Annotated in this window: 24 protein-coding genes and 1 pseudogene; 11 read left to right on the top strand and 14 right to left on the bottom strand. The window is 64.1% G+C overall.

What is annotated here, in order from left to right:
- Window positions 1–109: 109 nt before the first annotated feature.
- The 7 genes from mgrA to FJ443_RS16850 form a co-directional block, all read right to left on the bottom strand.
- The gene (gene mgrA / locus FJ443_RS16880; protein ID WP_140664968.1) at window positions 110–1,156 is read right to left on the bottom strand and encodes an L-glyceraldehyde 3-phosphate reductase; all 1,047 of its coding nucleotides are present in this window, start codon (window positions 1,154–1,156) and stop codon (window positions 110–112) included.
- Window positions 1,157–1,290: 134 nt separating this feature from the next.
- Window positions 1,291–2,433, bottom strand: a complete 1,143-nt coding sequence (locus FJ443_RS16875) for a Gfo/Idh/MocA family oxidoreductase (RefSeq protein ID WP_140566058.1) — start codon at window positions 2,431–2,433, stop codon at window positions 1,291–1,293.
- 11 nt (window positions 2,434–2,444) lie between these two features.
- On the bottom strand, window positions 2,445–3,191 hold the full coding sequence (locus FJ443_RS16870; protein ID WP_140664965.1) for a sugar phosphate isomerase/epimerase: 747 nt from the start codon (window positions 3,189–3,191) through the stop codon (window positions 2,445–2,447).
- 39 nt (window positions 3,192–3,230) lie between these two features.
- Window positions 3,231–4,331, bottom strand: a complete 1,101-nt coding sequence (gene ugpC / locus FJ443_RS16865) for a sn-glycerol-3-phosphate ABC transporter ATP-binding protein UgpC (protein ID WP_181168322.1) — start codon at window positions 4,329–4,331, stop codon at window positions 3,231–3,233.
- Window positions 4,331–5,266, bottom strand: coding sequence for a carbohydrate ABC transporter permease (locus FJ443_RS16860; protein WP_140657266.1), 936 nt, complete (start codon window positions 5,264–5,266; stop codon window positions 4,331–4,333). Before FJ443_RS16860 ends, ugpC begins: the two co-directional genes overlap by 1 nt.
- Complete coding sequence (locus FJ443_RS16855; protein ID WP_140500283.1) at window positions 5,259–6,152, bottom strand: sugar ABC transporter permease; 894 nt, start codon at window positions 6,150–6,152, stop codon at window positions 5,259–5,261. Before FJ443_RS16855 ends, FJ443_RS16860 begins: the two co-directional genes overlap by 8 nt.
- A 99-nt stretch (window positions 6,153–6,251) precedes the next feature.
- Window positions 6,252–7,490: an ABC transporter substrate-binding protein gene (locus FJ443_RS16850; RefSeq protein WP_140500285.1), complete on the bottom strand. Its 1,239-nt coding sequence runs from the start codon at window positions 7,488–7,490 to the stop codon at window positions 6,252–6,254.
- Between the two features lie 403 nt (window positions 7,491–7,893).
- Here FJ443_RS16850 and FJ443_RS16845 point away from each other — a divergent pair, with 403 nt between their 5' ends.
- The gene (locus FJ443_RS16845; protein ID WP_140500287.1) at window positions 7,894–8,937 is read left to right on the top strand and encodes a LacI family transcriptional regulator; all 1,044 of its coding nucleotides are present in this window, start codon (window positions 7,894–7,896) and stop codon (window positions 8,935–8,937) included.
- A gap of 102 nt (window positions 8,938–9,039) precedes the next feature.
- Here FJ443_RS16845 and gndA read toward each other — a convergent pair whose 3' ends face one another.
- The 6 genes from gndA to FJ443_RS16815 all read right to left on the bottom strand — a co-directional run bounded on the left by gndA (window position 9,040) and on the right by FJ443_RS16815 (window position 14,891).
- Complete coding sequence (gene gndA / locus FJ443_RS16840; protein WP_281405498.1) at window positions 9,040–10,488, bottom strand: NADP-dependent phosphogluconate dehydrogenase; 1,449 nt, start codon at window positions 10,486–10,488, stop codon at window positions 9,040–9,042.
- A 115-nt stretch (window positions 10,489–10,603) separates the two neighbouring features.
- Window positions 10,604–12,238 (bottom strand): copper resistance CopC/CopD family protein, encoded by a 1,635-nt coding sequence (locus FJ443_RS16835; RefSeq protein WP_140664963.1) that lies wholly within the window; start codon window positions 12,236–12,238, stop codon window positions 10,604–10,606.
- Between the two features lie 53 nt (window positions 12,239–12,291).
- Window positions 12,292–12,810: a YcnI family protein gene (locus tag FJ443_RS16830; RefSeq protein ID WP_140664960.1), complete on the bottom strand. Its 519-nt coding sequence runs from the start codon at window positions 12,808–12,810 to the stop codon at window positions 12,292–12,294.
- A 38-nt stretch (window positions 12,811–12,848) separates the two neighbouring features.
- Complete coding sequence (locus tag FJ443_RS16825) at window positions 12,849–13,391, bottom strand: copper chaperone PCu(A)C (protein WP_140522558.1); 543 nt, start codon at window positions 13,389–13,391, stop codon at window positions 12,849–12,851.
- A gap of 102 nt (window positions 13,392–13,493) precedes the next feature.
- Complete coding sequence (locus tag FJ443_RS16820; RefSeq protein WP_140549462.1) at window positions 13,494–13,850, bottom strand: DUF2946 family protein; 357 nt, start codon at window positions 13,848–13,850, stop codon at window positions 13,494–13,496.
- Between the two features lie 138 nt (window positions 13,851–13,988).
- Window positions 13,989–14,891, bottom strand: a complete 903-nt coding sequence (locus tag FJ443_RS16815) for a GntR family transcriptional regulator (RefSeq protein ID WP_140558357.1) — start codon at window positions 14,889–14,891, stop codon at window positions 13,989–13,991.
- 253 nt (window positions 14,892–15,144) lie between these two features.
- On the opposite strand from FJ443_RS16815, the gene FJ443_RS16810 reads away from it, so the two are divergent.
- From FJ443_RS16810 to FJ443_RS16785, 6 genes are all read left to right on the top strand, one after another.
- Entirely contained in the window at window positions 15,145–16,650 is a 1,506-nt protein-coding gene (locus tag FJ443_RS16810) for an altronate dehydratase family protein (RefSeq protein WP_140513784.1), read from the top strand.
- A gap of 112 nt (window positions 16,651–16,762) precedes the next feature.
- Window positions 16,763–17,761 carry an aldo/keto reductase gene (locus tag FJ443_RS16805; protein WP_140522562.1) on the top strand — a complete coding sequence of 333 codons (999 nt, stop codon included), beginning with the start codon at window positions 16,763–16,765 and terminating at the stop codon, window positions 17,759–17,761.
- Window positions 17,762–18,097: 336 nt separating this feature from the next.
- Window positions 18,098–19,093 carry an ABC transporter substrate-binding protein gene (locus FJ443_RS16800; RefSeq protein WP_140664958.1) on the top strand — a complete coding sequence of 332 codons (996 nt, stop codon included), beginning with the start codon at window positions 18,098–18,100 and terminating at the stop codon, window positions 19,091–19,093.
- 62 nt (window positions 19,094–19,155) lie between these two features.
- A complete protein-coding gene (locus FJ443_RS16795) occupies window positions 19,156–20,709 on the top strand; it encodes a sugar ABC transporter ATP-binding protein (RefSeq protein ID WP_140500305.1) in 1,554 nt (517 codons plus the stop codon).
- Window positions 20,706–21,674, top strand: coding sequence for an ABC transporter permease (locus FJ443_RS16790; RefSeq protein WP_140500307.1), 969 nt, complete (start codon window positions 20,706–20,708; stop codon window positions 21,672–21,674). Before FJ443_RS16795 ends, FJ443_RS16790 begins: the two co-directional genes overlap by 4 nt.
- A 62-nt stretch (window positions 21,675–21,736) precedes the next feature.
- The gene (locus FJ443_RS16785; RefSeq protein ID WP_140664955.1) at window positions 21,737–22,756 is read left to right on the top strand and encodes a zinc-binding alcohol dehydrogenase family protein; all 1,020 of its coding nucleotides are present in this window, start codon (window positions 21,737–21,739) and stop codon (window positions 22,754–22,756) included.
- A gap of 119 nt (window positions 22,757–22,875) precedes the next feature.
- Here the strand turns inward: FJ443_RS16785 and phnF are convergent, their stop codons facing one another.
- Window positions 22,876–23,625, bottom strand: coding sequence for a phosphonate metabolism transcriptional regulator PhnF (gene phnF / locus FJ443_RS16780; protein ID WP_140664952.1), 750 nt, complete (start codon window positions 23,623–23,625; stop codon window positions 22,876–22,878).
- Window positions 23,626–23,741: 116 nt separating this feature from the next.
- Between phnF and phnG the strand changes: the two genes are divergently transcribed.
- The 4 genes and pseudogenes from phnG to FJ443_RS16760 all read left to right on the top strand — a co-directional run.
- Entirely contained in the window at window positions 23,742–24,203 is a 462-nt protein-coding gene (gene phnG, locus FJ443_RS16775) for a phosphonate C-P lyase system protein PhnG (protein ID WP_140500313.1), read from the top strand.
- The gene (phnH, locus tag FJ443_RS16770; protein WP_140500314.1) at window positions 24,203–24,814 is read left to right on the top strand and encodes a phosphonate C-P lyase system protein PhnH; all 612 of its coding nucleotides are present in this window, start codon (window positions 24,203–24,205) and stop codon (window positions 24,812–24,814) included. The genes phnG and phnH overlap by 1 nt, the downstream gene beginning before the upstream one ends.
- Window positions 24,815–24,816: 2 nt before the next feature.
- Complete coding sequence (locus FJ443_RS16765; protein WP_140584116.1) at window positions 24,817–25,929, top strand: carbon-phosphorus lyase complex subunit PhnI; 1,113 nt, start codon at window positions 24,817–24,819, stop codon at window positions 25,927–25,929.
- A pseudogene (locus FJ443_RS16760) lies at window positions 25,926–26,765 on the top strand (alpha-D-ribose 1-methylphosphonate 5-phosphate C-P-lyase PhnJ); the annotation flags it as partial. The gene FJ443_RS16765 and the pseudogene FJ443_RS16760, both read left to right, overlap by 4 nt.
- Window positions 26,766–26,817 lie beyond the last annotated feature (52 nt).

The following is a 26,817-nucleotide window of genomic DNA, read 5'->3' as shown; positions in this document are numbered from 1 at the left end:
ATAGCGACGAACCGCTGTCTTTGCTACTCCTCTGTTGAAACGCGCTGGCGCGGCATTCCGCGAAGACAACGGCGGGAGGGCTCCCGCCGTCGTCTACCGGCTTCCATGCCTACTTCCTCGGCGGGCCGTTGCGCTCGGCCGAGGCTGCCCACAGATTGATGTCGGACTCGCGCGCGTAATTGTCGATCTCGGCAAGCTCGGCGTCGCTGAAGTCGGGCGCCTCCAGCGCGCCGACACAGTCCTCCACCTGCTCCGGCCGGCTGGCGCCGATCAGCGCCGATGTCACCTTGCCCTTGCGCAGCACCCACGCCAGCGCCATCTGCGCCAGCGTCTGGCCACGACGGCCCGCGATCGCGTTCAACGCCTGTATGTTGGCGATGGTCTTGTCGTTGATGAAGGCCGGCCGCAGCGACTTGCCCTGGGAGGCACGGCTGCCCTCGGGGATGCCGCCGAGATATTTGTCGGTCAGCATGCCCTGTGCCAGCGGCGAGAACACGATCGAGCCGACGCCCAGCCCATCGAGCGTATCGAGCAGGCCATCGTCCTCGACCCAGCGGTTCAGCATCGAATAACTCGGCTGATGGATTACGCAAGGCGTGCCGAGCCGCTTCAGTATATCGGCCGCCTCGCGCGTGCGCTGCGAATTGTAGGACGAGATGCCGACATAGAGCGCCTTGCCCGCGCGCACCGCATGGTCGAGCGCGCCCATCGTTTCCTCCAGCGGCGTATCCGGATCGAAGCGGTGCGAATAGAAGATGTCGACATAGTCGAGCCCCATCCGCTTCAGGCTCTGGTCGAGGCTGGCCAGCAAATATTTGCGTCCACCCCATTGGCCGTAGGGCCCCGCCCACATCTCGTAGCCGGCCTTGGTCGAGATGATGAGTTCGTCGCGGTAGGCGGCGAAGTCGGTGCGCAGTATCTCACCGAATGCAATTTCGGCCGAGCCGGACGGCGGCCCGTAATTGTTGGCGAGGTCGAAATGCGTGATGCCGAGGTCGAAGGCCTTGCGCACGATCGCCTGCTTGGTCGTGTGCGGCGTGTCGTTGCCGAAATTGTGCCACAGCCCCAGCGAGATCGCCGGCAGCTTCAGGCCGGACCGCCCGCAGCGGTTATAGACCATTTTTTCATAGCGGTTTTCGGCGGCGACATAGGGCATGGGGAAAATCCTCGAAGCTGGATGGACTGGGCACTGTCATCGCGAACGCGACGCGCAGGCCCTGCGCCCCAACCCTTACCCTCTCCCCGCGAAAACGGGGAGAGGGTTCATCAAAATTATCGATAATCCGCGATCTAGCTCTTCTTCGCCATCAGCGCCTTGGCTTCCTTGATGCCGAGCGCGGCTGGACGTTCGCAGGTGGTCTGCATGGCGACGAACTTGCCGGTTTCGCCCGAGCGCAGGATTCCCGTCATGACGTCGACGGCGTGCAGCGCCAGCTCCATCGAGCAGCGGTGCGGCCTGCCCTCGGAGATCGCAATCGCCATGTCGGCGAGACCGGCGGTGCGATAATTGGCCATCATGCCCTGCGAATGCATCTCGTTGGGCACGCCGAACGGATGCTGCCATTTCGGCAGCTTCTTGACCGGCTTGGCCGCTTCGGTGAAGCGCACGTCGCCGCCGAAGAAGTTCGGATCCGGCACGAACACGCTCCCCATCTCGCCATAGAGCTCCATCGGCGCATGGCCGTGGCTCCAGACGTCCCAGCTGGTGTTGAGCGTGATCACGGCTCCGTTCTCGAACTCCAGCAGGCCGTGGATGGTGGTCGGCGTGTTGACCGGGATCCTTTCGCCCGCGCGCGGCTTCGAACTGATCGTGCGTTCCTTGGCCGGGGTTGTGGCGAAGGCCGCCACCTGCTTCACCGGTCCGATCAGCTGGATCAGATTGGTGATGTAATACGGCCCGATGTCGAGCACGGGGCCGGCACCCGGCTGGAAGAAGAAGTCCGGATTGGGGTGCCAGTGCTCCATGCCGTGCCCCATGACATGGCAGGTGCCGCTGGTGATCCTGCCGAGCTTGCCGGTATCGATCAGGTTGCGCACCAACTGATGCGCGCCGCCGAAGAAGGTGTCGGGTGCCGAGCCGATGCGAAGTCCCTTCTTCTCCGCCCGCTTCTTCAAGTCGAGCCCCTCCTTGACCGAAAGCACGAAGGGCTTTTCCGAATAGACATGCTTGCCCGCGTCGAGCACCTGTTTCGACACTTCGTAGTGCACGGCCGGAATGGTCAGGTTGACGATGATGTCGATGTCGTCGGCCTTGAGCAGGTCCTCGACCGTCTCGGCGCGCAGCTTGAACTCCTTCGCCCGCGCTTTCGCGGCGCCCATGTTGATATCGGCGCAAGCCCGCATCCTGATGCCGCGAAACAGCGGCGCCAGCGAGAAATATGCTTTCGAGATGTTGCCGCAGCCGATGACGCCGACGCCAAGTTTGTTTGCCATGATGCTTGTTCCTAATAGGCCGTTACGGTTGCGATCGAACGGCGGGCGAAGCGCTCGATGTCATTGGGATTGTCCTGTTCCATGACGAAATATTTGGCCGCGCTCTTGGCCCGCAGCGCCTTGATCAGGCCGGCCCAGTCGATCGTGCCGTGGCCGACATCCGACCAGCCGTCCTCGTCCAGCCCCTCGCCCGGCCTTGCCATGTCCTTGACGTGAACGGCAACGATGCGCTTGCCGTGCCTTTCGATCCAGGGCAGCGGATCGGCGCCGCCGCGCACCACCCAGGCGACATCCATCTCCCAGCCGATGTCGGGCGCGGAAGCCAGGATGTGATCCTGCGGCAGCGAGCCGTCGGCGAGTTTCTTGAACTCGAAATCATGATTGTGCCAGGCAAAGCCGTAGCCGGCCTTCTTCGCCGTCTCGCCGACCTTGGCAAGGCGTTCGCCGAAGCCGCGCCAGCCGGCAGCGTCCGACGGCCTGGACTCAGGCATGAGATAGGGGCAGATCAAAAGCTTGATGCCGAGCGCTTCAGCTATCCTGCGCACGCCGTCGAAATCCTTCTCCAGCGCATCGATGGAGAAATGCCCGGTCGGCATGGCAAGGCCGTTTTTGTCGAGTTGAGCGCGGAAGGCCTTGGGATCGTCATAGACGCCGCCGAAGCCTTCGACCTCTGTGTAGCCGAGCTTGCCGAGCATCTCGAGCACGCCTTCCCAGGGCTGAAAATTGCGCGCGCTGTAAAGTTGGAATGACCAGTTCATCGTCTTTGTCCGTTCTGCTTGGGGGATGGTTATCGGGCTTTAGATGCGGCTGCCGGTTTGGGCGTCGAAGAGCGAGGCGCGCATCGGGTCGAAGCCCACCGTCACCGCCTCATCGTTTTTGGGGGTCCGTTCCGAGGTGACCCGGACGCTGAAATTCTGCTTTGCAAGCTTCAGCCACACCAGCGTGTCGGACCCCATCGGTTCGACCACCTCGACATTGGCCGCCGTCGAGAATGGCCAGCCCGTGCCGCTGTTCAGGCTGACATGCTCGGGCCTGATGCCGAACACGGCAGGGCCGGCTTCCGGTTGCTTGTCGAAATGATAGGTGCCGAGTGGAACCTTGAGATTGTCGGCCACGAAAAACCAGTTGCCAGCGTCTTTCTCGAGCCTGCCGTCAATGAAGTTCATCGCCGGCGAACCGAGGAAGCCGGCGACGAAGCGGTTGACCGGTTTGTTATAGATGGTCTGCGGCGCGTCGAGTTGTTGGATGACGCCGCCGCGCATGACCGCGATACGGTCGGCCAGCGTCATCGCCTCGATCTGGTCATGCGTGACGTAGATCATGGTGTTCTGCAATTTGCGGTGCAAAAGCTTGATCTCGACGCGCAGTTCGGAGCGCAGCTTGGCGTCCAGGTTCGACAGTGGCTCGTCGAACAGGAACACGTCGACGTCGCGCACCAGCGCGCGCCCGATCGCCACGCGTTGGCGCTGGCCGCCGGAGAGCGCCGCAGGCTTGCGCTGCAACAGCGGCTCGATCTGCAGGATCTCGGCGGCGCGCGCTATGCGCCTCGCGATCTCGTCCTTGGGCACGCCCGCGACGCGCAGCCCGAAGGACAAGTTCTTCTCCACCGTCATCTGCGGATAGAGTGCGTAGGACTGGAACACCATGCCGATGCCGCGGTCCTTGGGCTCTTCCCAGGTGACGTTCTTGCCCTTGATGAAGATGCGGCCGTCCGAAATGTCGAGCAGTCCGGCGATGCAGTTGAGCAAGGTCGACTTGCCGCAACCCGAGGGTCCGAGCAGCACTATGAACTCGCCCTCGGCGACGTCGAGGTTGAGCGTCTGCAGCACCGAGACCAAGCCGAAGTTCAGCGACAGGTCCTGGATCGAAACGCTGGTGCCGTTTGCCGCCATCGACATCACCCTTTCACCGCGCCGGCGGCAATGCCGCGCACGAACAATTTGCCGGAAATAAAGTAGACGACCAGCGGCACCAGCCCGGTCAGGATGGTGGCGGCCATGTTGACATTGTATTCCTTCACCCCCTGCACCGAGTTGACGATGTTGTTGAGCTGCACCGTCATCGGATAGGTGTCGGGGCGCGTATAGACGACGCCGAACAGGAAGTCGTTCCAGATGCCGGTCACCTGCAGGATGACGGCGACGACGAAGATCGGCAGCGACATCGGCAACATGATGCGCAGATAAATGCCCCAGAAGCCGGCGCCATCGACGCGCGCAGCCCTGAACAGTTCCTCCGGCATGGAGGTGAAATAGTTGCGGAACAAGAGCGTCAGGATTGGCATGCCGAAAATGGAATGCACGATCACCAGGCCGCTCAGGCTGCCATAGAGGCCGATCTCGCGCAGGATGATGACGATCGGATAGATCATCACCTGATAGGGGATGAAGGCCCCGACGATCAGGATGACGAAGAACGTGTCGGCGCCCTTGAAGCGCCAATTGGCCAGCGCGTAGCCGTTCACCGAGGCGATTGCGATCGACAGGATCACCGAGGGGACGGTGATGCGCACCGAGTTCCAGAAGCCGCGAGAGAGACCGTCGCAGTTGAGACCGGTGCAGGCCTGCGACCATGCCTTGACCCACGGCTCGAACGTGATCTCGACCGGCGGCGAGAAGATGTTGCCGAGACGAATTTCCGGCATGCCCTTGAGCGAGGTGACAACCATCACGTAGAGCGGCAGCAGGTAATAGAGCGCCACCACGATGAGCGTGCCGTACAGGAAGATGTTGCGGCGCGACAACATGTGCCGGGGCTTCGGTCCGCTCGGCCCCGAGGCATCGGCGCGAATGGCGGCGGGGGACGCGGCCAGGGAGACGGCATGATCAGACACGCTTGCGGCCCCCGAATTCGAGATAGGCCCACGGCACGATGACGATCATCACCGACAAGAGCATCATGGTCGAGGCGGCAAAACCCTGGCCGAGGTTCTGGGCGAAGAACATGTAGTCGTAGACATATTTGGCTGGCACTTCAGAGGAAATGCCGGGACCGCCGCTGGTCTGCGCGACGACGAGGTCGTAGACCTTGACGATGCCCGACGCGATGATCACCAGCGTGGTTATGAAGACCGGTCGCATCATCGGGATGATGATGAAGAGATAGGTCTTCCAGGTGGGGATGCCGTCCACCCGCGCGGCCTTCCAGATGTCCTCGTCGATGCCGCGCAGGCCGGCCAGCATCAGGCACATGATCAGCCCGGTGCCTTGCCACAGCGCGGCGATCAATATGCCGTAGATGACGATGCTCGAATTGTAGAGCGGATCGAAATTGAAGCTCGTCCAGCCGAGGTCGCGAACCACTCCCTGAATGCCGAAATCGGGATTGAGCAGCCATTGCCAGACGAGGCCGGTGACGATGAAGGAAAGCGCGAAGGGATAGAGAAAGATGGTGCGGAACGTGTCCTCGAAACGGATCTTCTGGTCGAGCAGGGCCGCAAGCAGGAAGCCGATTACCAGCGAGAAGACGAGCGACAGCACGCCGTAGATCAAGAGATTCTCGATCGAGACGAGCCAGCGCGGCGTCGCCCACAGCCGGTAGTACTGGTCGAGCCCGACGAAATGCAGCCGCGGCAGAAGCTTCGAATTGGTGAAGGAATAAAGCACCGTCCAGGCCGTGCCGCCGACAAACACCACCAGCGCGGTGAGGATCATCGGGATCGAGGCGACCTTCGCATTGAGATTGCGGAAGAGTTGGCTCGGGCGTTCGCTCTTGCTCATCGGTGCAGCCATGCTGGATCGGGTAAGGGCGGCAAGGTCAGCACGCCTCGCTCCCGGCCCTGCGGTGGCCGGGTCGGGAGCGAGACGGCTCGTCGGCGGTCAATCGGCCGAGGCGATGATGTCGGCGAAGCGCTTCTGCGCCTCTTCGAGCGTCATGTCGGGCTTGGCGAAGAACTCCGAGAACAGGTCCTCCTTCTGCTTCTGGCTGTCCTGCGAGAGCAGTTGGTCCGTCCAGGGCATGACAGCGCCCTTGGCCAGGATGTCGAGGCCCTTCTTCATGCAATCATTGGCCGCGTTGAGGTCGACGTCGCCGCGCACCGGCAGCGAGCCTTTCTTGAGATTGAAGGCGACCTGGGTCTTGGGATCGAGCAAGGTCTCGGCCAGCACTTCCTGCGCCTTGGACTTGTCGGGGTCCTTGAGCAGCGGGAAGTAGAAGGCGTCGCCGCCGGTGGCGATGACCTCGTTCAGGCCAAGCCCGGGAAGGCAGGTATAGTCCTTGCCGGCGGTCTTGCCGGCGACCTGGAATTCGCCCTGCGCCCAGTCGCCCATGATCTGGCCGCCGGCCTTGCCGGTGATGACCATGTTGGTCGCCTGGTTCCAGTCCTGGACATTGGTGTTCTTGGCCATCTTGCGCGCATCGTCGGCCGCCTTGAAGACCTTGGCGACTTCGGGACCGGCGGCGAACGTCGCATCCTTGTCCTTGTAGACCTTGAGGAAGGTGTCGGTGCCGCCCACTGCGGCGAGCAGTACGTCGAAGGCGCCCGATGCCTGCCAGGCCTGCCCGCCGACCGCGAGCGGGACGATGCCGGCCTTTTCCAGCGCCGGGGCGGCGGCGACATATTCGTTCCAGTTCTTCGGCACCGGCACGCCCGCCTTCTCGAAGGCCGCGTTCGACAGCCACAGCCACTGCCAGGAGTGAATATTGACCGGCACGCAATAGATCTTGCCGTCGATGGTACAACCGTCGAGCAGGCTCTTCGGCCGCACGACCTCGGTCCACTTGCCCTTGGTGGCGACATCGGTGAGGTCGCGCATCAGGCCTGCCTGCACCAGCTCTTCCGCCTGCCGGCCGTGATTGAACTGGGTGGCACCCATCGGGTCGCCGCCGGTGATGCGGCTGATCATGATCGGCCGCGCCGTGCCGCCGGACCCGGCGATGGCGCCGTCGACCCAGTGGTTGCCGGTTGCGTCGAAGGCCTTGGCGAGTTCGGCGACCGCCGCGGCCTCGCCGCCGGATGTCCACCAATGGGTGACTTCCAGATCGGTTGCGGCCGCCGGCCCGGCAAAATTCAACGCCACCGTCGCCGCAAGCGCGGCGGTCAGGAATTTGTATCGCATTTCGGTTTCCTCCCAGAATCTGAAACGTTACAGATTTTCGATACGGCAATTGCAAGATATGCGCAACCCTTCCCTTGAAAGTCAGTTCGATATTTTTCGAGCCGCGAACAAAATCCTTTCGGGATGGAGCCCGTTGTGCAGCGCAATACGCAAAATCCCACATGGCAAGACAGAAAGCTCGCAAGAAGCTTGCTCCCAATGCCTTTCCTGCTGATTCCCAACGCTTTTCGGCGGCGAGCCCATGCGGACTTTCGACCTCGGCCACAGCCTGGTCGAACACCGGTCGTGACAATCTGTAACGTTTCAGTATAGGCTTGTTCAGCTAAGGAGACGCGCCATGGGAGCGACGGCGGCGATTGCCGGCCTGGCCGGCGGCTGCTAAGCGCCTGACGGGGCGGGACGAATGGACAGACGGCGCACGGACAGCGATGACGAGACGTCGGCCAGGGAGCGGCCGACGCTGAAGACGCTTGCCTTCATGACCGGGCTCGGCGTCACCACCGTGTCGCGGGCGCTGAAGGACGCGCCGGAGATCGGCGCCGAGACCAGGCGCCGCGTCCAGCTCGTGGCCAAGCAGATCGGTTACCGGCCGAACCGCGCCGGCGTGCGCCTGCGAACCGGCAAGACCAACGTCATCAGCCTCGTGCTCAACACCGAGCACGAGATCATGAGCTTTGTCTCGGACATCATCTACGGCGTCACCGAAGTCATCGCCGATACGCCCTACCATCTGATCGTCACGCCCTACTCGCGCTCACAGGATCCGCTGGATCCGGTGCGTTATCTCGTCGAGACCGGCTCCGCCGACGGCGTCATCATTTCGCGCACGCAGCCCAACGATCCAAGGGCCCGCTACATGCTGGAGCGCGGCATACCTTTTGCAACGCACGGCCGCACCGATATGGGGCTCGTGCACCCCTATCATGATTTCGACAATTACGCCTTCGCGGCCGAGGCGGTGCGCCATCTGGCCGGCCTGGGCCGGCGTCGGCTGGCTCTGGTGACGCCGCCGGTAGGCCTGACCTATCACGGCCACACCGTGAACGGCTTTGCCGACGCGCTGAGCGAAGTCGGCGCCTCGGAGGTGCCGTTCAACACCGTTTCGATCGACCACTCGATCGAGCAGATCAGGATGAGGACCGCGCAGCTGATGCGGCGCGACATCAGGCCGGACGGCATCGTCAGCAGCGCCGCGGCCGCCACGCTTGCCATTGTTGCCGGCATCGAGGACGCCGGGTTGAAACTCGGCCGCGACATCGACGTGGTGTCGAAGCAATCGTCGGAACTGCTGCATCTGTTCCGCCGGGAACTGCTGATCGTCAACGAGAACTTCCGGCTGGCCGGCTCCGAGCTCGCCCGCGCCGTGCTCGGCTGGATCGGCGGCGCGGCGCCCGGCTCGCTGCAGTCACTCAGCGCGCCGGGCGAAGTTGTGGCCTATCGCGGCTGATTGAAGCCCCGCCGCCAGAGCAATTCCCGCGTAGCTTTCCTAAGGCATTGCCCAAAAAACAAAGAGATAGAGCGGTACGCCGTTCCGCGAAACGCTGAACCGCTAGCCGGCGGCGCCGCTCCCCCAGGGTCCATGGAAGGCGCCCTTGTCATCGATACGCTCGAAGCCATGCGCACCGAAGAAATCACGCTGTGCCTGGATCAGGTTCGAGGTCCCGCGGCCCTGGCGATAGCTGTCGAAATAGGCAAGGGCCGAAGACAGCGCCGGCACCGGCGATCCGGCTTCGGAAGCCCTGGCCACGACACGCCGCAGTGACGGATGCGCCTCCTGCATCATGGTGATGAAGGCCGGCGCCATCAGGAGATTGGTCGAAGCGCCGCCGCGGCCGAAGGCTTCGGCCATGGTGTCGAGCATCTGCGATCGGATGATGCAGCCGGCACGCCAGATCTTGGCGATGGTCGGCATCGGCAGGTTCCAGTTGAACGCCTTCGAAGCGCCGCTCATCACGGCGAAGCCTTGCGCGTAGGCTGATATCTTGCCGGCGAACAGCGCCAGTTCCAGATCCTTGAGCAGGTCTGCCTTGTCGCCCGAAATCCTGGTGACGCCGATGTTGCCATAGGCTTTTTCCGCCGCAAGCCGCTCGTCCTTGATCGATGACAGGACGCGTGCCGCCACCGCCGCCTCGATGGCGGTCGCCGGAATGCCGAGTTGCTGTGCCTCGATAACCGACCATTTGCCGGTGCCCTTCTGGCCGGCGCGGTCGAGGATGATGTCGACCACCGGCTTGCCGGTCTTGGGATCATCTGACGCCAGCACCTTGGCGGTGATCTCGATCAGGTAGGAGTTGAGCCGGCCCTTGTTCCAGCCGGCGAATACGGCGCCGATCTCCTTCGGCGCCATGCCCAGGCCGTCGCGCAGGATGCCGTAGATCTCGCCGATCATCTGCATGTCGGCATATTCGATGCCGTTGTGAATGGTCTTGACGAAATGGCCGGCGCCGTCGGTGCCGAGCCAGGCCGCGCATGGCTCGTCCTTGAACTTGGCGGAGATTGCCGTCAGCACCTTCTCGACGCGCTTCCAGGACTCCTCGGTGCCGCCGACCATGATCGACGGCCCGTGGCGCGCACCCTCCTCGCCGCCGGACACGCCCATGCCGATGAAGGTGAGGCCGGAGCCCGCCAGCTCGGAAAAGCGCCGCATCGTGTCGCGGAAATTGGCGTTGCCGGCATCGATGACGATGTCGTCATGGGACAGCACGCCGCGCAATGCGGCGATCTGTTCATCGACCGGCTTGCCGGCCAGCACCATGATGATGATCGGACGCGGCGGCCGGATCGCGGCGGCGAGTTCTTCCAGGCTGTAGCAGGGGACAACCATATCCCTGAGCGCGCCGGCATTCTCGACAAAGGCATCCGTACGCGCCTTGGTGCGATTGAACACAGCGATGCGGTGCCCGTGCTCGGCGATGTTGAGCGCCAGGTTGGAGCCCATCGTGCCAAGGCCGATCAGGCCAATTTCGGCTTTTTCCATGTTTCTTCCCTGCTTTCGGATCTTGTTTGTTCGAGCCCGCGATTGCCCGGGTTTTTGCCAAGATGCATCCTGCCAGGATGATTGACGGGCCTTCAGGCTCGCGTCAACCGCCTCGCCGAATTGTGTTGGAGAGCCATCACGGCCTGATGTCTACCGGCGCCTCGATCTTCACCATCTCGAAATCGGAGACCAGTATGTCGATGCGCGCCATCCACCGGCCAGGGACCGGGATGACGAGATCGTCGACACGCCAGCTGCCGTCGCCGGGCTTTGTCGCGGCCCGCTTCAGCGGCTCGATGCCGGAGTCCGGCTTCGACAGCACCAGCGTCACCTCCTTGGCGTCGAGCGGCCCGAAATCGCCGGTCATGATGATCATCGAGGCGGCGACCGGCCCGGCATGGCCGGGCGTGATGCTGAGGTCGGCCATCGCCTTCAGCGCGTGGATATGAACCGACACCGGCTGCGCCGCGGCAATCGCCAGCGCCCGTGGCGGCGGCGTGAAGCGCCAGCCGGCGGCAACACCGAAGATGGCGAGTACGATCAGTATTTCGACGCCGATCGAACGGGTGAGCCTGCGCCGCACTTCCGTCGCCCCCGCCTCGGCCATTGCCGTCAATCTCCAGCGGTTGACGGCGGCGAGCGTGAACAGGAAGACCAGCAGCGCAAGCTTGACCAGCAGCAGCCGGCCATAGGCGGTGTTGACCAGCGCTGCGGGTGTTTGCACCTGGATGACGGCCAGCACCACGCCGGCGGCGGCAAGCAAGGCCACCACCGGCATGATAGCGGCGGAGAACCGGCGAAGGAACGTGACGGCTTCGGCATCCTGCCGTTTCAGCGCGAGTCCGAGCGGCGCCAGCGCGCCGGCCCAGAAGGCAATGCCCGCGCCATGCAGGAACACCATCGGCCGCGTCAGCCATTGCGGCTCGGCGGCACTCGCGTGGCCGCTGGCCGCGAGCGCGAGGCCCGTTCCGGCCAGGCCGGCGAGCGCGAGGGGCCTGGCGGCCGCGCGCGGTCCGGCCAGCGACAAAAGGCCGAGCCCCAGCGCGATCAACGCGATCAACACCGTCCAGCCGAAGCTGGTGCCGAGACCGGCGGTCCAGATGGCCGGCTGCGCCATATGCGAGAGCGGTGCGCCGAGCGCATCCAGCCCTTGAAAGCCAAGCGACATGGGTGCCGCGACAAGCCCGCACAGGATTGCGGCGGCGACGCAGCGCTGTCCGGCGCGGCCACTTCGCGCCAGCCAGGCGAGAGCGAAGGCGCCGCCGACGCCGAGGAACAGGCCGATATAGAGGCAGACCTTGCCGATCCAGATCGCCGAGCGCAATTGCCAGTCGACGGCTTCGGAAACAGTCGGCGGCTGGCTCGCCGCGCCGACGGAAAAAAGCAGAGAGCCGCCGACCGGATGACCGTCGGCGGAGATGACCCGCCAGCTCAGCACATGCGTGCCCGATCCGAGTGCCTGCGGATCGTCGATGACGACGGTCTGGTCGCTGAGGCGGAAGGACGTCAGCGGAACGGGCGTGCCGTCGGGCTTCACCAGCGTCAGCACCAGTGGCGAGACCGGTTCGCTGAAAGTCAGCGCGAATTGCGCCGGGGCCTGCGACAGCACGGCGCCGTCGGCCGGATCGGTCTTGATCAGCGCGGCGTGCGCAAAGGCCTGATTTGTCGTGGCCACGGCAATCAGCATGGCCAAGGTCAGCAGCCCTATGGCAGCTCGGCCGATGAGCTTGCCGGTCGCGCGAACCGTCCTGGAAGGGAATATCACCGTCATGTCATTGCCATGAAATGCGGCGCGCTCCTGACAATGGAGCGCACCGCGAGAGCTTACTTTTTCGGCGTGAGCTCGATGCCGGGCGCGGGGTTCTCCAGGGCGTCTTCGTCCTGCCCGGCCGCCGGGATTTCGATCCAGCGGTCGGCGGCGCCATCGCACTCCTGCACCACCGGGAAATAGAGTTTCTGACCCGCCGGGAGGTCTGCCGTCAGCATCGCACGGAAGACGAACTCGTCGTAGAATTCGTCTGGCAGATTGCCGCCGCTCCAATCGACCTCCTTGACGCCGTCGGCCACCGCCTGGCCGTAGAGCTGGTAGGATTTCTCGTACTTGCCCTTCTTGGTCTGCAGCGTCCAGCCGGGCTTCGGCATCGGCTTCACCGCGATCACCCCTTCCGGGATCTGCACGCGCACGGCGGTCGTCGCCTTGCCGTCACAGCCATGCGGCACCCGCAGGATGGCCTTGTAGGTCGAACCGACCGCCGCTTCCTGTGTTTCGAGCGTGATATGCGCGAAGGCGGCACTGGTTCCCAGCGCCAGAAGCGCGCCGGCCGACAAAAGATACTTGTTCATGATGGTCCCTCTGAATTCACTAGTTGTGGATGGCGCGGTCAATTGGCGTGGTCGTCCATGCCGCCGCCCATGCCTTCGACAGCGAACTCGACGTTCACGGCGCCAGCCTTTTCGAAGGTCAGCGTGGCGGCGAATTCTTCGCCCTGCTTGGGTTGCCGCTTCAGGCCGATGAACATCAGGTGATAGCCGCCGGGTGCTAGCGCCACCTTGCCGCCGGCCGGGATTTCCAGGCCGCCCGTCACCGGCCGCATGGTCATGACGCCGTCCTTGACTCCCATTTCATGCAGCTCTGCTTTTTCGGAGACGTCGGAGGAAATCGACAGCAGCCGGTCGGGTGCATTGCCCTTGTTGGTGATGGTGAAATAGCCGCCGGCCACCTTGGCGCCTGTGGGTGTCGCGCGCGACCAGGGATGCTCGATCTCGAGATCGCCGGCCTTGAATTCATGCGCGCAGACGGCCTGGGCACCGAAGAACAAGAGCACAAACGCCAGCACGGCAAGGCCGACACGTTCATTGAAACGGCGCAGGAATTTGGTGCGGCCGCCCGAAGGAGGCGCCGCGATATGAAAAGCTTGGGACATGGTTTGCTCCATGAATAGGGGATCGCGCCGTTGGCCGGTCGCGAACGATTCGTTCTTTGGATGAAAGCACCGGCGGAAGGTTCCGCCGGGCGTACAGCAGGCTCAGGCCGAAAGCGGCGGCGCGCGCGGATTCGACGGCGAGCGTTGGCGCGCGAAATCGAGATGCGTGGCCGCCGGAAAGATGAAAACGACGGCTTCGAACGAAAGCGAGGCCAGCGCAAGCCCGGCATCGGGTGGCGGCGCAAAGGCCGCTGAAACCATGCTGCAGCCCAGCATGCAGCATGCCGGCAGATGTGACGGATGCGGGCCGCCATCGGGAAGCTGGGCAGTGCCCTCGTGGGTGCAGATGACGTTGCCGAAGGCGTCGATTTGCGAGGCGGCCGGTCCGGTGGCGAAGGCGAATGCGCTCAGCGTCGACTGAAGCAGCAGCAGGTAGGCCGCGACAAGCGCGACCGGAATGCTCCACCGTCTCCCCTTTTTGGTCAAATGACTTGCCTGTTCAAACCATCTGCATCTTCAAGCGATCACCGGAAGATGTCTACCACGGCAGCAAGAGACGGAAAATCGGCAAATCGGTGCTGCGGCAACGCGGCGCGATCAGGGCCTCTGTGGGTGCCGGCTCTCGGGGATCGAGGTCAGCAGCGTCTGGCGCGCCGACTTCAAATGCTTGCGGCAGGCGGCATCGACCTTGCCCAGGTCGCGTGATTTGAGCGCCGCGATATAAGCCAGATGCTCGCCGATCGCGATTTCGTTGCGCTCGCGCTCCTGCGCCTTGTTCCACTGGTAGTGGTAATGGAAGATCATGGCGATGACATCATAGAAATCGACGATGAAGCGGTTGTGCGAGGCGCGGTGGATCAGCCGATGGAAGCGCTCGTCGAGCTCCGAGAACTCGTTGAAGCGCGTGGCGATGTCACGGGCGAGGCCGCGGTGTTCCTCTTCGAGATTGTCGAGATCGACCCACACCGCGCTGTCCTGCGGCAGTGCGGTGAACGCCGATGCCGAGCGCAGCTCGAACATCTCGCGGATTTCCGTCAACTCCAGCGCGAAGGCGCGGGTGAAACCCTTCAGCACCCAATGGCTGTTACGGCGCTTCTCGATCAGGCCGAAGCGGGAGAAGCGGATCAGGAACTCGCGCACGCTGGTGGTGCCGACGCCGATCTCGCGCGCCAGTTCGAGCTCGTTGATCTGCATGCCGGCCTCGGCGCCGCCGGCAAGCAGCCTGCGCATGAACGACCGCTCGATGATCTCGGCCAGCGTGTCGGTCTCTTCCTCGGGAAAGAAATCATCGGGGCGGGTTTCACGCAGCACCGTCTTGGCGCGCTTGTTCCAGGCGATCAGCCCGGTTTCTTCCATGCGCGCCAGGATGCTGCGCACTGTGGTGCGGCTGACGCCGAGCAGCGTACCCAGTTCCGGTTCCGAAGGCAGGCTGCGCGTCTCGTCGAGCAGCCTGAGGCACCTGTTATAGGCATCCTTGTAGACGTTGTTGCTCTTCGACATGCCCTGACCCATCGCTGGCCGGCGCTTGCGGCGGCCGGCTTGAAGCGCAAATATGACGTTCCTATCGCCCTCGAAAGCGGAATCGCTTTGCCGAGGGGCTCGCTTACCTGTTGCAGCGCCGCTACTCATCCAGGCGCACAGGAACTGCCGGAAAAAACAATTGACGTAAAACTGTTTTTTCACGATAAAAGACATTAACTCTTAACAAGCGCGTGTCAATCCGCGCCTCCCAGGATCACCCCAGGAAACGCCCGTGAACGCCTCCAACTCAATTCTTCTGTCCCCAGCCGACAATGTCGCGGTCGCCAATGGCCGCATCGAGACCGGCACCGCGCTGCCCGGCGGAGCGCTTGCCGCCGCTATCATCGAGCCCGGCCACAAGGTGGCGATCAAGCCGATTCCCGCCGGGTCCGCCGTGGTCAAATATGCCCAGGCGATCGGCCGCGCCACGCAGGACATCGCGCCCGGCGAGCATGTCCATTCGCACAATCTGGTGTTCGAGGCCGGCCGCCTGCCGGTGGTGCCGCCAAGCGAGGCCGAGCATGCGACCGAGGCCGACCGCGCCCGCACCTTCATGGGTTATCGCCGCGCCGACGGCCGCGCCGGCACGCGCAACTTCATCGGCATCATCGCCAGCGTCAACTGTTCGGCCACCGTCTGCCACGCCATCGCCGACGCGGCCAACCGCACGCTGCTGCCAAAATATCCCGGCATCGACGGCTTCGTCCCGATCGTCCACGGCCAGGGCTGCGGCATGAGCGCCACCGGCGACGGGATGATGGTGCTGCACCGCACATTGGCCGGCTATGCCCGCCACCCCAATTTCGGCGGCGTGCTGATGGTCGGGCTCGGCTGCGAGGTCAACCAGCTCACGCTGTACGGCCAGAAGGGTGCAGCCGCCGGTAAACGCCATTTCAACATCCAGGACGCCGGCGGGTCGCGCAAATCGGTCGAAAAGGCCATGGGCGTACTGGCCGAGATCGCCGAGGAAGTCGGCGAGCTCAAGCGCGAACCGATCCCCGTGAGCGAGATCGTCGTCGGCCTGCAATGCGGCGGCTCCGACGGCATGTCGGGCATCACGGCCAATCCGGCGCTGGGCGCTGCGGTAGACATCCTGGCCGGCGTCGGCGGCATCGGTATTCTCTCCGAGACGACGGAAATCTACGGCGCCGAACATCTGCTCGCCTATCGCGCCGCGACGCCCGAGATCGCCAAGAAGCTCGATGGCTACGTCAAGTGGTGGGAAGACCACGTCGCCAAGCACGGCGCCTCGATCGACAACAACCCCTCGCCCGGCAACAAGCGCGGCGGCCTCACCACCATCCTGGAGAAGTCGTTGGGCGCGGTCGCCAAGGGCGGCCAGACGCCGCTCAACGGCGTCTTCGGCTATGCCGAAAAGGTCACCGGCAGCGGGCTGGTGTTCATGGACACGCCCGGCTACGACCCGGTGTCCGCCACCGGCCAGGTGGCGGGCGGCGCCAACATCATCGTCTTCACCACCGGCCGCGGCTCCTGCTTCGGCTGCCGGCCGACGCCGTCGATCAAGGTCGCCACCAACTCGACCATGTATCATCAGATGGAAGAGGACATGGACGTCAATTGCGGCGTCATCGCCTCCGGCGAGAAGACCATCGCCGGCATGGGCCGCGAGATCTTCGAACTGATCGTCGAGACGGCCTCCGGCCGCAAGACCAAGAGCGAGGATTTCGGTTACGGCGACAACGAGTTCGTGCCCTGGCATCTCGGCGCGACGCTCTAACTCTTTGAAGTCGCGCAGTCCGGAAAGTGGCCGCGAACTTTCCTGGAATGCTGCGGCTTGAGGTCTTGGAATCTGCCGCGCCGGATAATGGCGGGCAACGGGGAGGTTGTGCATGGAAAAACGCCGCATCGGCCAGACGGCGCTCGAGGTCACCGAAGTAAGCTTCGGCGGTGCCGCGATCGGCGGGCTCTACCGCGCCTGTTCGCGCGAGGCGGCGATGGAAACGTTGCAAGGCGCGTGGGAGGCGGGCCTGCGCTATTTCGACACCGCGCCCTTCTATGGTTTCGGCCTGTCGGAGCGGCGTTTCGGCGACTTCCTGCGCTATAAGCCGCGCGATTCCTATGTGCTGTCGACCAAGGTCGGGCGCCTGTTCCGGCCCGTTCCGGAGGATCAGGTTCCCGATCACTCCTATGTCGATCCGCTGCCCTTCGCGCTCGACTACGACTATTCCTATGACGGCATCATGCGCTCGGTCGACTTCAGCTATGCGCGGCTTGGTCTAAACAGGATAGACATCCTGTTTGTGCACGACATCGGCGTGTACACGCATGGCGTCGAGAAGACCAAAATGCACTTTCGCCAGTTGATGGACGGTGGGCTCAAGGCGCTCGAAGAACTGAAAAACTCCGGCGTCATTTCCGCCTACGGGCTCGGCGTCAACGAAGTCCGGATATGTCTCGACGTGATGCGTCGCGCGCCGCTCGATTGTATCCTGCTCGCCAGCCGCTATTCCTTGCTCGATCGCAGCGCCGAAGCCGAACTTTTGCCGCTCTGCCGCGCCCGACAGACTTCGCTGGTCATCGGCGGTGTATTCAACTCCGGCATATTGGCGACCGGACCGGTGCAGGGCGCCCATTTCGACTACAAGCCCGCCAGCGGTGACGTGCTCGACCGCGTCGGCGCGATGGAGCGGATCGCCGCCGAAGGTGGTTACCCGCTCGCCGCCGCCGCGTTCCAGTTCCCCCTCCAGGAATCCTCGGTCGCCACCGTGCTGACCGGCACCGCCAAGCTGGCGAACCTGACCCGAAATCTCGAACTGCTCGATGTCGACGTGCCTCAGGCGGACTACGCCAGATACCGCCCCTACACCGTGGTGCAGGAATTGGCATGAAGCCGCCGGCCCGCCCGGGCGAAGGCGTGCGATCGCGGGGCTTCACGATCCCGCGAACCGAAGAAGGAACGGGCATTCTATATTGACTAATTTATGGAATTAATATTCCATACGTTAGTCACACGAAACGGAAGCGTCGGGCAGCGTGGGGAGAGCAAGGCGCCAGTGCTGTCATGACCGCCATGCCCCGAGGATGGCATAAACACCGCTTGCATCGACCGGATCGATGCACTATCAAAATACTGCAACTGTTTTTTATTGATAAAGTTCTGTTTGGCTACGCCTATCCGAACCGAGCTTCCGTATCGTTCACCGGGCGACCTAGGGAGGAATTCCATGAAATTCGTGACCAGCATTCTCAATCGCCGCGCTGTCATGGCGCTGGCGGCCGCGTCGATGCTTGCCGGCGTCATGCACTCGGCGCCGGTTTCGGCGGCGGACGCGACCATTCCGATCATCGTCAAGGACACCACGTCCTTCTACTGGCAGATCGTCCTGGCCGGGGCCCGCAAGGCCGGCAAGGATCTCGGCGTCAACGTGCCGGAGCTCGGCGCCCAGGCAGAGACCGACGTAAACGGCCAGATCTCGATCCTCGAAAACGCCGTCGCCAGCAATCCGGCGGCGATCGTCATCTCGCCGACCGAGTTCAAGGCGCTCGGCAAGCCGATCGACGAAGCCGCCGCCAAGGTCAAGGTTATCGGCATCGATTCCGGCGCCGACTCCAAGGCCTTCACCTCCTTCCTGACCACTGACAACGTCCAGGGCGGCCGCGTCGCCGCTGACGGCCTCGCAGCGGCCATCGGCGAAGCCAATGGCGGCAAGATCGAGGGCGACGTTGCCCTGATCACCAACACGCCTGGCGCCGGCTCGCTCGAACAGCGCAAGCAGGGCTTCATCGAACAGCTCAAGGCGAAATATCCGGGCCTGAAGCTGGTCGCCGACAAATATGCCGACGGCCAGGCCACCACCGGCCTCAACATCGCCACCGACCTGATCACCGCCAATCCGAACCTCAAGGGTATTTTCGCTTCCAACCTGATCATGGCGCAGGGCGTCGGGCAGGCTGTCGCCGAAAACAGCCTCGGCGGCAAGCTGGCGCTGGTTGGCTTCGACAGCGACGAGAAGCTGATCAAGTTCCTCAACGACGGCGTCATTTCCGCCCTCGTCGTCCAGGATCCCTACCGGATGGGCTATGACGGCATCAAGACCGCGCTTGCCGCCTCCAAGGGCGAAAAGGTCGAGACCAATGTCGACACCGGCGCCAACCTGGTCACCAAGGCCAACATGAAGGATCCCAAGATCGACGCGCTGCTCAACCCGAAGCTCAACTGAGCATCGGCACGCGCAACTGTTTCCGGGGCCTCTGCGCCCCGGAAACAACAGGGAGGATTGCCATGACGTCGACCGCGCAGGAACTGCATCCGGCCCCCGTGCTAGAGCCCGGCAGGACGATCCTCGAGCTGCAGGGTCTGGAAAAGCGGTATCCCGGCACGCATGCGCTGAAGCCTGTGACCCTGGCCTTCAAGGCGGGAGAGATCCACGCCATCGTCGGCGAGAACGGTGCCGGCAAATCGACCCTGATCAAACTTCTGACCGGCGTCATCCCGCGCACCTCCGGAGAGGTTGTGTGGGAAGGCAAGCCGGCTGCCCTGGCGACGCCGCACGAAGCCATGGCGCTCGGCATCAACGCCGTGCACCAGGAAGTCGTGCTCTGCCGTCACCTGACCGTCGCCGCCAACATGTTCCTCGGCGAGGAGAATTCGCGCTTCGGCATCCTCCAGCAGCGAGCCATGGTCAGGGAAGCGCAGAAGATCATCGACGGTCTCGGCTTCGACCTGCCGGCGCATGTCGTGCTCGGCGATCTCACCATCGGCCAGCAGCAGCTGATCGCCGCCGCCCGCGCCACCGTGCGCGGCACCAAATTCCTGATTTTCGACGAGCCCACCGCGTACCTCACCCGCAAGGAGGCCGACCAGCTGTTCACGCTGATCCGCCGCCTGAAGGGTGAAGGCGTCACCATCATCTACATCAGCCATCGCATGGAGGAGGTGTTCGAGCTCGCCGACCGCGTCTCGGTGCTGCGTGACGGCACGCTGGTCGGCACCCGCAACATCGCCGAGACCAATGAGCCGGAGCTGGTCAAGCTGATGATCAACCGCTCGATCGAGCAGATCTATCACAAGGAGCATTTCACGCCGGGCGCCGTCATCGCCGAGGCGCGGAATCTGTCCGGCAAGGGTTTCGAGAATGTCTCTCTGTCGGTGCGCGCGGGAGAGATCGTCGGGCTCTACGGCCTGATCGGAGCCGGCCGCAGCGAATTCGTCACCACCCTCTACGGCCGCCACCGCAAATCGGCCGGCCAGGTGTTGTGGGAAGGCAAGGAGGTGCAGGTCAACTCCGAGCACGACGCCATCAAGCTCGGCATGGCGCTGGCACCGGAAAGCCGCCGCGACCAGGGCCTGTGTCTCAACCTGCCGGTCGCATTGAATCTCAATTTGCCGATCTACAAACGCATATCGAAAAATCTGCTGATCTCGTCTGCGCAGGAGAAGGCCGAGGCGGACCGGCAGATCGCCGACCTCAGGATCAAGACGCCGACGCGCGGCGCGCTGGCCTCCAGCCTGTCGGGCGGCAACCAGCAGAAGATCGTCATCGGCAAGTGGCTGGCGCACGGCGCCAAACTGTTCATCTTCGACGAGCCGACGGTCGGCGTCGATGTAGGCACCAAGGCCGAGATCTACCGGCTGTTCAGTGTGCTGTTGTCCAAGGGCGCGGGCATCATCCTGATCTCGTCCTATCTGCCTGAGGTCTACGAACTGGCTGACACGCTGCATGTGTTCAGGCGCGGCAAGCTGGTGGCCACGCATGGTTTCCGCACCGCCGATCACGAGGACATTCTGAGCCAGGCCCTGGCCGAGAAACAAGAAAAGACGGGAGGACAGACATGAGCACCGAGGCGATCCCTGCCGAAAAGCCGAAGCGCAACTACAATGCCCTGTTCGGGCTGACGCTGCTTGGCCTGCTGCTTCTGATGTGGGTCATCCTGGCGGTCGCCACGCCGTCCTTCGCTTCGGCGCTCAACATCACCAACCTGCTGCGCCAGGGTTCTCTGATCGCCATCCTGGCCGTCGGCCAGACCTTCGTCATCATCACCGGCGGCATCGACCTTTCCGTCGGCGCCATCGTCGGCTTCGCCACCGTCATCGTCGCACTGCTGATCAATGCCGGCTGGCCGGTCTGGATCGCGGTTCTGGCGACGCTGCTGGTGGGGGTCGCCATCGGCCTGTTCCACGGTTTCGGCATCGTCAGGATGGGCCTGCCGCCCTTCATCATCACGCTGGCGACCATGACCTCGCTGCGCGGCATCGGTCTCCTGATGACCAATGGCAATTCGATATCGATCAACAGCGACGCGTTCCAGGCGTTTTCGCGCGGCTCGCTGCTGGGGATCCCCTATCTGTTCTGGATGGTGATCGTGGTTGCGCTGCCCTCCTACGTCTTCCTGCACCACACGCGATGGGGACGCTATCTCTTCTCCGTCGGCTCGAACGCGGAAGCCGCGCGCCTCTCCGGCGTCAACGTGCCGCGCACGATCTACATGGCCTATGTGCTGTCCGGCCTGTGCGCGGCCTTCGTCGGCGTGCTGCTCGCGTCCCGCATCGGCATCGGCAATCCGACGCAGGGCGACACCTACGAGCTGCAAGCCATCGCCTCGTCGGTGATCGGCGGCACGTCGCTGTTCGGCGCCATCGGTTCGGTGCACGGGCCGCTGATCGGCTCGTTCATCCTCTCCACCATCAACAACGGCGCCAACCTGCTCAACGTCAACACGTTCTGGCAGCGCGTCATCACCGGCATGTTGATCATCGTCATCGTCTACTTCGACGGCCTGCGCCGCCGAGGTGGCAAGTAAAATCGATCGCCGGCCGGGTCGAAAAATCGGCCGGCGATTCCATGAACCGACTGGATTGAAGCATGAAAGCCGTTGTCTGCCGTTCGCCCGGCGACCTTGTCGTGGAAGACCGTCCCGCGGCTGGCTCGCCGCCTCCCGGCTGGGCGCTGGTGGCGGTCAGCCATGTCGGCATCTGCGGCACCGACTACCACATCTTCGAGGGCAAGCATCCCTTCCTCGCCTACCCCCGCATCATGGGCCATGAAGTGTCGGGGACCATCGTCGAGGCGGGCGAAGGCGTTAGTCTTGCCACGGGCGAGCCGGTCATCATCAATCCCTATCTGGCGTGCGGCAAATGCATCGCCTGCCGGCACGGTAAACCCAATTGCTGTGTCCGGATCGAAGTGCTCGGCGTGCATCGCGACGGCGCCATGTGCGAACAGATCCTTATCCCGGAACAAAACCTCTATCCAGCCAACGGCCTGTCGTTGGCCGATGCCGCGGCCGTCGAATTCCTGGCCATCGGCGCCCATGCGGTGCGGCGCTCGCGTGCCGATCCCGGCGCACGGACGCTCGTCATCGGCGCCGGACCGATCGGGCTCGGCACCGCCATCTTCGCCCGCATCGCCGGGCTCGACGTGACGCTGCTCGACATGAGCAGCGAAAGGCTCCGCTTCGCCGCCAATGAACTCGGCTTCAAGACCCTCGACGGGTCGCGCGGCGCGGCATCCGATCTGGTCAGCGAAGCGACATCAGGCGAAGGCTTCGACGTGGTCTTCGACGCCACCGGCAACACCGGCTCGGTGCAGTCGGCCTTCGCTCATGTCGCGCATGGCGGGACATTGGTGCTGGTCAGCGTCGTCAAGGACGACATCGCCTTTTCCGACCCCGAATTCCACAAGCGCGAGATGACGCTTGTCGGCAGCCGCAATGCCTTGCGGGCCGATTTCGACCACGTCGCCGCTTCGATCCGCGATGGCGCGGTGCCGCTGGCCAAGCTCGTCACCCACCGCACCACGCTTGCCGACACGCCACGTGACCTCGCCCGCTGGGCGCATGAGAAATCCGGCCTGATCAAGGCCGTGATCGAGGTGGGGGCATAAGATGGCAGGCGGTGAACCCGGCCTGAGTTGACGACGCCCCGCGCAGGTCGACCCCCAAACGCCAAGCCGCTGACAACCGAGCTGGTCTGGTACCAGCGTTAGTATAAGGCCGACACGCCCTACAGCGCCGACAGTTTCAGCTCCACCCGCTCTGCCGGGAAGCGCGCCTCGGCGAATTGGATCGGCCGGCCGTCCGGCGTCATGTTGACGGCGATCGTGACCAGCACGATGCCGCCCGGCTGCAGATCGAGGTCGGCAAGGTCGGAAGCATCGGCGTGACGCGCCGACAGCACCGTCGATTGCCTGAGATAATCGTCTATGCCGAAACGCTTGAGCGATGCGGTGATCGACCCGGTCTCGGCCATGGCCACATCGATGCCGGCGAAGCGCTTGGCGTCGAACCAGCCGGAAGCGCGCGACACCGGCTTCCCATCGGCCTCGCCGCGCGTCTCCAGGCGAATCACATCCGATCCCCTGGCAAGGCCCAGGGCTTCGGCGACGCGCCGGCTGGCCGGCTCGACCGATGAGGACAGGAGCACGATATGCCGCTCCGACGCCTGGCCCTGCAAGCCGGTTGAAAATCGCGTGCGCGCGCCGATGGGATAGGACAGCCGCTTGCGCGACAGCACGAAAGTGCCGCGCCCCTGCTCGGCCCGCAGTACCCCGTCTTGCACGAGCGCCGCGATGGCGCTGCGCACCGTGTGACGGTTGACGCCATAGCGCTCGGCCAGCGCCACCTCCGGCGGCAGCGCGGCATTCTCGGCGAAATCGCCGGCAGCGATCGATTGCAGGATTCGGTCGGCGATCTGGCGCCACAACGAGACGCCGCTGCGCCGCTCGATACCGTCAGCCACGTGTTTTCCGTTCACGGTTTCGCCCCTGGCCGGCCCCTGTCACGCACCCGTCATGGACTCGCGTTAGGTAATGGGTATAATTCGTATGGTTGTCTATATCAATAGACAAATTAGAAGCAAGGATGTTGCTGATGCGAGGACAGGAAGCGCGCGACCAGGCCGAACGCAAGGCGGCCATGGCAACCCTGGCGCAGTCCAGCGGCGACGACATCGTTCGCCTCTGGAACGAATCCGGCCTGCCTGCCGAGGCCGAACTGCTGCGCGGTCCCGAGACCGGCCTGGTTACCATGCGCGGCCGCATCGGCGGCGGCGGCGCGCCGTTCAATGTCGGCGAGGCCACCGTGACCCGCGCCACAGTGCGCCTGCCGTCCGGACAGGTCGGCCATTGCTATGCGCTCGGCCGCGACAAGCAGAAGGCGAAGCTGGCGGCCATCGCCGACGCGCTGTGGCAGGACCCCGCCCACCGAGAGGCGGTCGAAACGGGCCTTCTCGCGCCGCTGCGGGCTGCCTTGACCACGGCACGAGAAAGGCGCCGCGCCGAAACGGCGGCAACGAAGGTGGATTTCTTCACCATGGTTCGCGGAGAAGATTGATGGATATCGCAGCGCAATCGATCGAGGGCGGGTTCGCCGATCCGGTGTTCAACGCCCAGACGGTGTTTCGCGCCGTCATGGACGCAATGGCGCGGCCGGGCAGCGTGCAACCCTTGCCGGCCCTGGCCCGCCCGCCGGCGCCGCTTTCGGCGACATCGGGCGCGGTTGCGCTGGCATTGTGCGACAATGACACGCCGCTCTGGCTCGACCCGGCCCTGCATGCCTCGGCAGCGGTCATGTCCTGGCTCGGCTTTCACAGCGGTGCGCCGCTGGCCAACACCCCGGCCGACGCGCATTTCGCGTTTGTGGCCTCGCCGGCCGAGATGATGGCGCTCGACGGTTTCTCGCAAGGCACGCAGGACTATCCCGACCGCTCGACCACATTGATCCTGCAGGTCGGCGATCTCACGTCAGGCACGCCGCTGCTGCTCGAAGGTCCTGGCATCGAGAAGACGGCGACGATCGCGCCGGCCCGCATGCCGCGTCATTTCATCGAGCAGTGGAAGCAGAACATCAACCGCTTTCCGCGCGGCGTCGACATCATCCTGGCGGCACATGACAGCCTCGCCTGCCTGCCGCGTACGACACGCATCAAGACGACGGAGGCCTAGCGATGTATGTTGCGGTAAAAGGCGGCGAAGCCGCGATCGCCAACGCCCACAGCCTGCTCGCTGACCGTCGGCGCGGTGACCGCTCGGTACCGGCACTGCGCCTCGACCAGATCGTCGAACAGCTGGCGCTCGGCGTCGACCGGGTGATGAGCGAAGGCTCGCTTTACGATCGCGAACTCGCCGCACTCGCTATCGTGCAGGCGCGCGGCGACATGATCGAGGCGATCTTCCTGGTGCGGGCCTACCGCACCACGCTGCCGCGCTTTGGCTATACAAATGCCATCGACACCGCCACCATGCTGGTCGAACGCCGCGTTTCGGCGACCTACAAGGACCTGCCCGGCGGCCAGTTGCTTGGGCCCACCTTCGACTACACGCACCGGCTGCTCGATCCCGAGCTTGCCGCCGGCGCCGATGTCGCCGCGCCCTTGCGGCGCGAGACGGAAGCGCAGGCAATGCCGCGCGTCTCGGCGATCCTCGCTCGCGATGGGCTGATCGAGCCGGACGGAGACATGCCGCAGGACCATGTCCCCGGCGACATCACCCGCGAGCCGCTGGAGTTCCCGATGGCTCGCGACATCCGCCTGCAGGCGCTGTCGCGCGGCGACGAGGGCTTCCTGCTGGCGCTCGGCTATTCCACGCAGCGCGGCTATGCCCGCAACCATCCCTTCGTCGGCGAGATCCGCATCGGCGAGGTCGAGCTGGAGCTCGACGTGCCCGAACTGCCTTTCGCGGTGCCGCTCGGTACCGCGCGCGTTACCGAATGCCAGATGGTCAATCAGTTCAAGGGCTCGGCCAAGGCGCCACCGCAATTCACACGCGGCTACGGGCTGGTCTTCGGCCAGAGCGAGCGCAAGGCGATGGCCATGGCACTCTGCGACCGCGCTCTTCGTGCAAGCGAACTCGGCGAGGACATTGTCGCCGCCGCCCAGGACGAGGAATTCGTCATCTCGCACTCCGACAACGTCCAGGCGACCGGCTTCGTCGAACATCTGAAGCTGCCGCATTATGTCGACTTCCAGGCCGAACTCGACCTCGTGCGCCGCATGCGCGCCGAGTACGACGCCCGCGAAAATCCCGGCAAGATTGAAGAGAAGAAAGAGGCCGCGGAATGAGCGCGCAACCGACCGACATCGCCAGCTACAACTTCGCTTATCTCGACGAACAGACCAAGCGGATGATCCGCCGCGCGATCCTCAAGGGCATCGCCATTCCCGGCTATCAGGTGCCGTTCGCCTCGCGCGAAATGCCGATGCCCTATGGCTGGGGCACCGGCGGCGTCCAGGTTACCGCTTCGATCATCGGCCCCGACGATGTGCTGAAGGTCATCGACCAGGGCGCCGACGACACCACCAATGCGGTCTCGATCCGCGCCTTTTTCAAGAAGGTCGCCAATGTGGCGGTTACGACCGATACCGCCAGCGCCAGCATCATCCAGACCCGCCACCGCATTCCCGAATATCCACTCGCCGCAGGCCAGGTGCTGGTCTACCAGGTACCGATCCCCGAGCCCCTGCGCTTTCTCGAGCCACGCGAGACCGAAACGCGCAAAATGCATGCGCTGGAGGAATACGGCCTCATGCATGTGAAGCTCTATGAGGACATCGCCAAGCACGGCCGCATCGCCACCACCTATGCCTATCCGGTGAAGGTCGAGGGCCGCTATGTGATGGACCCGTCTCCGACACCGAAATTCGACAATCCCAAGATGCACCGCTCGCCGGCTTTGCAGCTGTTCGGCGCCGGCCGCGAGAAGCGCATCTACGCGCTGCCGCCCTTCACTGATGTGGTCAGCCTCGACTTCGAGGATCATCCGTTCGAGGTGCAGACCTTCGACCAGCCCTGCGCGTTGTGCGGCGCCGAGAACGTTTATCTCGACGAGGTCATCCTCGACGACCACGGCGGCCACATGTTCGTCTGCTCCGACACCGACCACTGCGAGAAGCGGCGCAGCACCCCTACCTCCCCCTTGTGGGGAGGTCGCGCCGAAGGCGCGGGTGGGG

This window comes from Mesorhizobium sp. B2-6-1, from assembly GCF_006440475.1.
Lineage (GTDB): Bacteria > Pseudomonadota > Alphaproteobacteria > Rhizobiales > Rhizobiaceae > Mesorhizobium.
This window is presented reverse-complemented; position numbering and strand designations above follow the sequence as displayed.

What these genes read in the sequence shown, in the direction of transcription:
- FJ443_RS16815 (WP_140558357.1), bottom strand. Translation starts at nt 14,891, where the DNA reads ATGTCGAAGAGCAACAACGTCTACAAGGATGCCTATAACAGGTGCCTC.
- FJ443_RS16785 (WP_140664955.1), top strand. Translation starts at nt 21,737, where the DNA reads ATGAAAGCCGTTGTCTGCCGTTCGCCCGGCGACCTTGTCGTGGAAGAC.
- FJ443_RS16830 (WP_140664960.1), bottom strand. Translation starts at nt 12,810, where the DNA reads ATGAACAAGTATCTTTTGTCGGCCGGCGCGCTTCTGGCGCTGGGAACC.
- FJ443_RS16765 (WP_140584116.1), top strand. Translation starts at nt 24,817, where the DNA reads ATGTATGTTGCGGTAAAAGGCGGCGAAGCCGCGATCGCCAACGCCCAC.
- FJ443_RS16800 (WP_140664958.1), top strand. Translation starts at nt 18,098, where the DNA reads ATGAAATTCGTGACCAGCATTCTCAATCGCCGCGCTGTCATGGCGCTG.
- FJ443_RS16835 (WP_140664963.1), bottom strand. Translation starts at nt 12,238, where the DNA reads ATGACGGTGATATTCCCTTCCAGGACGGTTCGCGCGACCGGCAAGCTC.
- FJ443_RS16790 (WP_140500307.1), top strand. Translation starts at nt 20,706, where the DNA reads ATGAGCACCGAGGCGATCCCTGCCGAAAAGCCGAAGCGCAACTACAAT.
- phnG (WP_140500313.1), top strand. Translation starts at nt 23,742, where the DNA reads ATGCGAGGACAGGAAGCGCGCGACCAGGCCGAACGCAAGGCGGCCATG.
- FJ443_RS16795 (WP_140500305.1), top strand. Translation starts at nt 19,156, where the DNA reads ATGACGTCGACCGCGCAGGAACTGCATCCGGCCCCCGTGCTAGAGCCC.
- FJ443_RS16875 (WP_140566058.1), bottom strand. Translation starts at nt 2,433, where the DNA reads ATGGCAAACAAACTTGGCGTCGGCGTCATCGGCTGCGGCAACATCTCG.
- FJ443_RS16845 (WP_140500287.1), top strand. Translation starts at nt 7,894, where the DNA reads ATGGACAGACGGCGCACGGACAGCGATGACGAGACGTCGGCCAGGGAG.
- FJ443_RS16805 (WP_140522562.1), top strand. Translation starts at nt 16,763, where the DNA reads ATGGAAAAACGCCGCATCGGCCAGACGGCGCTCGAGGTCACCGAAGTA.
- FJ443_RS16870 (WP_140664965.1), bottom strand. Translation starts at nt 3,191, where the DNA reads ATGAACTGGTCATTCCAACTTTACAGCGCGCGCAATTTTCAGCCCTGG.
- mgrA (WP_140664968.1), bottom strand. Translation starts at nt 1,156, where the DNA reads ATGCCCTATGTCGCCGCCGAAAACCGCTATGAAAAAATGGTCTATAAC.
- phnH (WP_140500314.1), top strand. Translation starts at nt 24,203, where the DNA reads ATGGATATCGCAGCGCAATCGATCGAGGGCGGGTTCGCCGATCCGGTG.
- FJ443_RS16825 (WP_140522558.1), bottom strand. Translation starts at nt 13,391, where the DNA reads ATGTCCCAAGCTTTTCATATCGCGGCGCCTCCTTCGGGCGGCCGCACC.
- FJ443_RS16855 (WP_140500283.1), bottom strand. Translation starts at nt 6,152, where the DNA reads ATGAGCAAGAGCGAACGCCCGAGCCAACTCTTCCGCAATCTCAATGCG.
- ugpC (WP_181168322.1), bottom strand. Translation starts at nt 4,331, where the DNA reads ATGTCGATGGCGGCAAACGGCACCAGCGTTTCGATCCAGGACCTGTCG.
- FJ443_RS16850 (WP_140500285.1), bottom strand. Translation starts at nt 7,490, where the DNA reads ATGCGATACAAATTCCTGACCGCCGCGCTTGCGGCGACGGTGGCGTTG.